5 protein-coding genes and 1 pseudogene are annotated in these 6,747 nt (G+C 58.1%); 5 read left to right on the forward strand and 1 reads right to left on the reverse strand.

The window, feature by feature from the left end:
* Positions 1–180 precede the first annotated feature (180 nt).
* A pseudogene (locus tag BO1_RS59840) lies at positions 181–906 on the forward strand (IS5 family transposase).
* A gap of 8 nt (positions 907–914) precedes the next feature.
* Here the strand turns inward: BO1_RS59840 and BO1_RS54970 are convergent.
* Positions 915–1,346 (reverse strand): group I truncated hemoglobin, encoded by a 432-nt coding sequence (locus BO1_RS54970; protein ID WP_043288728.1) that lies wholly within the window; start codon positions 1,344–1,346, stop codon positions 915–917.
* Positions 1,347–3,019: 1,673 nt separating this feature from the next.
* Between BO1_RS54970 and urtA the strand changes: the two genes are divergently transcribed.
* The 4 genes from urtA to BO1_RS54980 form a co-directional block, all read left to right on the forward strand.
* Entirely contained in the window at positions 3,020–4,207 is a 1,188-nt protein-coding gene (gene urtA, locus BO1_RS41330; protein ID WP_084688701.1) for an urea ABC transporter substrate-binding protein, read from the forward strand.
* Positions 4,208–4,281: 74 nt separating this feature from the next.
* Positions 4,282–5,184 carry an urea ABC transporter permease subunit UrtB gene (gene urtB, locus BO1_RS41335; protein WP_028222583.1) on the forward strand — a complete coding sequence of 301 codons (903 nt, stop codon included), beginning with the start codon at positions 4,282–4,284 and terminating at the stop codon, positions 5,182–5,184.
* Between the two features lie 53 nt (positions 5,185–5,237).
* Positions 5,238–6,221 (forward strand): urea ABC transporter permease subunit UrtC, encoded by a 984-nt coding sequence (gene urtC / locus BO1_RS54975; protein ID WP_245644044.1) that lies wholly within the window; start codon positions 5,238–5,240, stop codon positions 6,219–6,221.
* Between the two features lie 25 nt (positions 6,222–6,246).
* A partial coding sequence (locus BO1_RS54980; RefSeq protein ID WP_043288731.1) for an ATP-binding cassette domain-containing protein occupies positions 6,247–6,747 on the forward strand: 501 nt, incomplete at its 3' end.

Consider the following 6,747-nt stretch of genomic DNA (forward strand, 5'->3'; position numbering starts at 1 on the left):
TGCTTGCCTGACGTGTTGACAGGGTATGTGTGAACCTCATATCAGGTATGCTCTTTCGTATCGATTGCCGGAGCGTCCCTTCTTCTGGTTGCGAGGTGGGGGGATTGGTAAAAGACAGATGCAACGATCCTAAGGCTAGGGCCTGTTCAGACTAATTTTGTTTGACCGTATACTTCGGTGATGGAAATCACCGAAGCCCAATATCAGCGTATCGAGTATTGCCTGCCACGACAGCGCGGCAATGTCAGCCTGACGAACCTGCAGGTGCTGAATGCAATCCTTTACGTCGCCGAACACGGTTGCAAATGGCGCGGACTGCCCAAGCGATTCGGCCGCTGGCACACGATCTACACCCGGATGAACCGCCGGTCCAGAAGTGGTGTGCCGGATCGGGTGTTTACGGAATTGCAGCGTGAGCAGATCGTTCGTATCAGGATTGAAGCGGTCTCGCTGGATAGCACGGTGGTAAAGGTTCATCCTGATGGTACCGGCGCATTAAAAAAACGGACCACAGTCCATTGGAAAATCCCGTGGCGGATGGACTACCAAGATTCATATGGTTGCCGCGGATGCTCGTCATAACGTTCGCGCTGTCGCCCGGCCAGGCTGGCGACGCGCCGGAAGGATGCGCCCTGCTGCAAAGCCTGGGACCGCCCAATCGGCCACTGCACCTCTTGATGGATAAGGCGTATGAAGGTGACGAGACACGGCAACTCGCGCTCGACCTGGGTTTCATTCCCGTCGTTCCGCCCAAAAGCAATCGCCTTGAGCCATGGGAATATGATCGGGAAAATGTATAAACGCAGGAACGAAGTTGAGCGCCTGTTTCGCCGCCTCAAAGGCTTCCGTCGCATCTTTTCCCGGTTCGAAAAACTGGACGTGATGTTCCTCGCCTCAAGACACTGAGGTTAAAATCAGCTTGCCTTGGTGACAATGTTGTCACGCTGACTATAGATGATCTTCATCAATTCTTCGATCTCAGCGCTCGGAGCCCCCAGTTGATACAGCGTATTCTTGATTTCGTGGGTAGTCACATCAAACTCGTACGCGGTCAGCCCCAAATGGCTGTGCGAAGTTACCATATCGCGCCCAGGATAGCATTTGGGTCCACCAGTGAACTCGATCACCCACGCAGTGACCATGAATTTGTATCCAGCCTTGAACGCATCAGTGTGAAACGCCTTGACCTTCTCGTTCGCAGCATTGAGCGTCTCGTTGCGATGCAGATTCTCAATGAGACGGTCGACAGCGGTTGCGATGCCATATGCACCGCCTAGACGCTCGTAAAGTGTCTTGCTCGCCGCTTCGCCCTTTTGTGCTGTATCGGTAGGAACTGAATTCTTCATGTCGATTCTCCATCTAGTGAACGGGCCGCAAGCCCAAGATTCAAAGTCTGTCCGCAATAGCACTTACTAACATTTTATAAAGTATTGTCATGCTCGTGAGACAATACATGCATGAAATCCAAACGCACATCGGACGGCCGGAAACTGGATCACATGACGTTGCAGGATTTATAGACACGTGAACTTACCACGTCAAGCACGGGCTTCTCGAGCTACCAGCACACGAATCTGTAACCTGTAAAGCACCAGTAACTCGTAAAACGTACTTTTATCGGACGTGGACCTCGCGAGAGCCCGATTGTTTTGAGGAACCCGTTTCGCTTTGATCGACCTCCTCTACTGCGCGTCGAGTCGAAAGGCCCGCAGTCAGTGGGGAACGTGGATCCAGTCTCACTATCGCTAACGGTTGAACGAGCATATTCGAGCGAGTTCGTACCCGACGAGAATCGTGTAGTTCGTAGTGAAGTCACGGCCTGGTTGTGATGGAAGCGATCACTCTTGCTCATACCGCGGTGATAGCGATCAGAATACCGGAAGCTTTGAAGCGGCGTTGAAGGCGCGTGTTCATCAAGAATTTGTAAGCCAGGCCCCGGTTCAGGGCCTCTACCGTCCACTTCGTGGTCTTGGGACTGGTCCGGCTACGTTATTCGAGAGCTCTGGCTTTGAAGGCATGCACTAGTTTGCATAACAGATATGACTACACAGAGTAGTGCCGGTTCGGCGGCCAATGGCTCGCAAGGATGAGCGCTGGCGACGTCCACAACTCGAGATTGAAGAGGCTTATAGTAACCACTATTATGGATTTGCCAAGGTTAGCGACGAAGATCTTCGATTTCGACGAAATCTTGCGTGGATTATGTAGTGATTTGCTGAGTTGCAGCCAGGGCGCCGGGGCGAAAACCGCCAGCGGTTCGGGTTAGTTTCTGACCGAAGGCAATGACTGTTTCGCACTTCTTGGCGTTATTGGGTCTTCATCAATGGCAGTTGTGCGACGTCCGTGACGGAAGAGCGCTCGCATGCGAGACCTGGCGGGAGCATAGTCGTGAAAAACAACATTGATGCACGGCTGAGGCTCGTCATCGAAACGGCAAATCACCGCCCTTCGTCGGACGCAGCTGGGGTACTTTCAAACACGACCTCCGGTCGGAGGCGACAACATGTCCATGGTCTGGGTCTCAAGCACGACGGGACGGCACTGTTCGACGCTATCGGTGGGGCTGCCGGTTGTATTCTGGACGTCGGAGTGCTTCGGACGACCATTGAGCGTGGGAAGCACCTCGGGAAACTACTGAACCCCAAAAAATGGAAATCGCTTGACGGAAATATTTGTGTTTTCCTAAACTTCTCTTCAACTGATCGCCGCAATCCTGGCGATCGATCGTGCCAGTCGCCAACACCGTCGACTGAGGCACAAAGGCAACAGAGCCCTGCGCAGACTCCTATGGGAGTAGCCAGGGCTTTTTATTTTTCTCTGCAGTTTTCCGTACCTGTCGCCAACTATGTCGGCAGGTGCAATCAGGCAACAGGGCCCTGCGCGGATTTCAATCTGCGTGGGGTTTTTTTTGTCTGTCGATTTAACACAACGGTGCGGACGGCGCGGCCATAGACAGTGCGCGCAGTGCCGATGCGTCAGGGTCAGGCGCGTCGTTTCAACAAGAGGAGGTGTTTGGGACATGGACACGCTCAGTCGTCGAAAGTTCTTGCAAGCCAGCGGTGCAATGGTGGCGAGCGGAGCATTGACGGGCGTCGGCATCTTGCCGAAGGCCGTATTTGCCGCCGAGCCCGTGAAGCTGGGCCTGCTGCATTCGCTTACCGGCACGATCGCGATCGCTGAAGCTGCGCTCGTTGACGCCGAGAACCTCGCCATCGAGGAAATCAACGCGGCGGGCGGCGTGCTGGGCCGCAAGATCGATCCAATCGTGGAGGATGGCGCGAGCGACTGGCCGACCTTCGCCGAGAAAGCCAGGAAACTGCTCCAGCGCGACCAGGTCGCGGCGATCGTCGGCTGCTATACGTCGGCGTCGCGCAAAGCGGTGCTCCCGGTCGTGAATCAGTTGCACGGCCTGCTTTATTACCCGACGTACTACGAGGGCCAGGAAGACGACTCGCAGGTGCTCTACACGTCGCAGGAGGCCACCCAGTCCGTCATCGCGGCGATCGAATGGATGGCCAGGCAGCAGGGGAAGACATTCTTCCTCGTTGGCTCCGACTATATCTATCCGCGGACCTGCAACAAGATCGCCAAGCCGACGATTGCCCGCGTCGGCGGCCAGGTGGTCGGCGAGGAATATATCCCACTCGGGCAGACGGAGTTCTCGGCAATCATCAACAAGATCAAGGCGGCCCGGCCCGACTGGATTTACTCCACGGTGGTGGGGGGCAGCAACGTCGCGTTCTATAAGCAGCTGAAGGCTTCGGGTCTCGACGGCGGCAAGCAGAAGCTGCTGTCGACGGTCGTTTCCGAGAACGAGATCGAGGGCATCGGCAAAGACAACGCGGTCGGCTACTACGCTTGCATGGGGTACTTCCAGAGCCTGAGCAATCCGGAGAACGCGCAATTCGTCAAGGCGTTCAAGGCCAAATATGGGCAGAACCGCGTGATTGGCGACCCGATGGAGTGCGCCTACAACTCCGTCCATCTGTGGAAGCGCGCGGTCGAAAGGGCGCAATCGTTCGATGTGCCAAAGGTCATCGCGGCCTCGCTCAATCTGCAATTCGCGGCCCCGGAAGGGCAGATCGAGCTCGTCGCCAACCACCACACGGCCAAGAGAGTGCGCGTCGGGCGCGCCCGTCCTGACGGGCAGTTCGACATTGTGTACGAATCCGGGGTCATCCAGCCGAATCCGTTTCCGAAGCTCTGACGCTCGCCGCCGGCGCGCCTCGCAAGGGGGCGGCCGGTGCCCCGCGCGAGATCTCATTTGCAACGAGGGTGGACATGTCGTTCGATATTCTTGTCATGCAGCTGTTCAGTGGCCTGAGCCTGTTTACGATCCTGCTACTCATGGCGCTCGGCCTGGCGATCGTGTTCGGGCTGATGGGCGTCATCAATATGGCGCACGGCGAATTGATGGCGCTGGGCGCCTATGTGACCTACCTGACCGCGCGCGTCTTCGAGCAGGTGTTGCCGCAACTCATGGGCATCTATCTGTTCGTCGCGATCGCGCTCGCGTTCGCGGCCACGTTCGCGGTCGGCTACGCACTTGAGCGCGGCTTCATCCGCTGGTTTTATAACCGTCCGCTCGACACGCTGCTCGCGACGTGGGGGCTGAGCCTGATCATGCAGCAATGCTATCGGTCGGTGTTTGGCGCCCAGGAAGTCTCCGTGCCGCTGACCTCGTGGTTGTCCGGCGCCTGGGAGCCCACCGCCGGCATTCAGCTGCCGCTGAACCGGATCTTCATCGTGGCATTGACCGCGGTGGTCGCGCTTGGAGTCTACCTCATACTTTATAAAACCCGGTGGGGACTAAAGGCGCGCGCCGTCACGCAAAACCGCAAGATGAGCTCGGCTGTCGGGATCGATACGAATCGCGTCGATGCGCTCACGTTCGCACTCGGTTCCGGCCTCGCCGGCATTGCCGGCGCGGTCTTCACGATGATCGGCTCGACCAACCCCGGCACTGGCCAACTCTACATCGTCGATTCGTTCATCGTGGTCGTGTTCGGCGGGGTGGCGAGCCTGCTCGGGACGGTGGCGTCCGGCTTCCTGATTGCGCAGTCGCAGTCGGCATTCGAGTACCTGATGAGTGACTCGATGGCCAAGGTTACGATTCTGCTGCTCGTGATTGCGGTTCTGTATTACCGGCCGAACGGGCTGTTCTCGTCGAAGGTGAGGAGTTGAGCATGAGATTCCTGAGAAAGTACGCCGAGTTCGGCGCGCATGGTTCGATTGCGGTGCTGCTGCTGGCCGTTCTACCCCTCACGCTGGGTGCCTTCTGGATCGGCGAGGTCGGCAAGTACCTGAGCTTTGCTTTCGTGGCGATCGGAATCGTCCTGGCGTGGGGCTACTGCGGCATTCTGAGCCTGGGCCAGGGCATCTTCTTCGGCATCGGCGGCTATGCGATGGCCATGTTCCTGAAGCTCGAGGCGTCGGCACCGAATCTGCCGGACTTCATGGTGTGGAGCAGCCTGGAGAAGCTTCCACTATGGTGGCAGCCGTTCCAGAGCCTGCCATTCACGATCGCGGCGATCCTGCTCGTGCCCGTGGTGGTGGCGTTCCCGTTCGCCTACGCGATCTTCAAAAAGCGTGTAAGCGGCGTCTATTTCGCGATTGTCACGATCGCCCTGGCGCTGACCCTCACGGTGCTGATCATCGGCCAGCAGGGGTACACCGGCGGGGCGAACGGCATGACAGACTTCAAGACGCTGCTTGGGATGGACATCGTGAGCGACGGCGCGAAGCGCGTCATCTATTTCGTGGAGGTCGCGCTGCTGCTCGGCGTGATGGCGCTCGCGGCCCGCATGCTGCACACGCGCTTCGGCAAGATCCTGATCGCGGTGCGCGACCGCGAGGACCGGGTGCGTTTCTCCGGCTACAACACCGCGATGGTCAAGGCGTTCATCTTCACGGTCGCTGCCGTGCTGTCGTCGATCGGCGGCGCGCTGTTCACGCTGCAGGTAGGGCTCATCACGCCGAACCTGATTGGCGCGGTGGCCTCGGTCGAGATGGTCATCTACGCCGCGATGGGCGGCCGGCTCTCGGTTCCCGGCGCGGTGGTCGGCGCCCTGGTGGTGGGCTTCCTGAAGTCCTACCTGTCTGATGAATTTCCGGAGTTCTGGCTTTTCTTTCTCGGCGGGTCGTTCATCTTCGTCGTCGCGCTGATGCCTCAGGGCCTCGCCGGCGCATTGCAACGGGCGTTGAGGCTCAAGCATGAATGAGGGGGCACTTGTGAACGAGGCAGTGATGAACCTACACGCCAACACCGCACCCGCGGCTTCGCTTGCTGCGACGAGCCATGCCGTCCTGGCCATCGAAGGTTTGACGGTGTCGTTCGACGGCTTCAAGGCTGTCGACAATCTTTCTTTGAATGTCGACGAAAACGAGCTGCGCGTCATTATCGGACCAAACGGTGCCGGCAAGACAACGCTGCTCGACATGATCTGCGGCAAGACCAAGCCAACCGCCGGCAGCATCCGGTTTCGCGATATGGAGCTCACGCGGCTTCCCGAGTACCAGATCGTGCGAAAGGGGGTGGGCCGCAAGTTCCAGAATCCGTCGATCTACGAAGACCTGACCGTTTCGGAGAATCTCGAGATTTCGATTCCTGAGGCGCACGGCGTCTGGGCCTCCATTCTGTTCAAGCGGACCAAGCCTATCAGGGAGCACATCGAGCGGATCGCCGAGCAAATCATGCTCCAGGAGCATTTGCGCAGTCGGGCGGGCAAGCTCTCGCACGGGCAGAAA

It is taken from the genome of Paraburkholderia oxyphila NBRC 105797, from assembly GCF_000685075.1.
GTDB classification, from domain to species: Bacteria; Pseudomonadota; Gammaproteobacteria; order Burkholderiales; family Burkholderiaceae; genus Paraburkholderia; species Paraburkholderia oxyphila.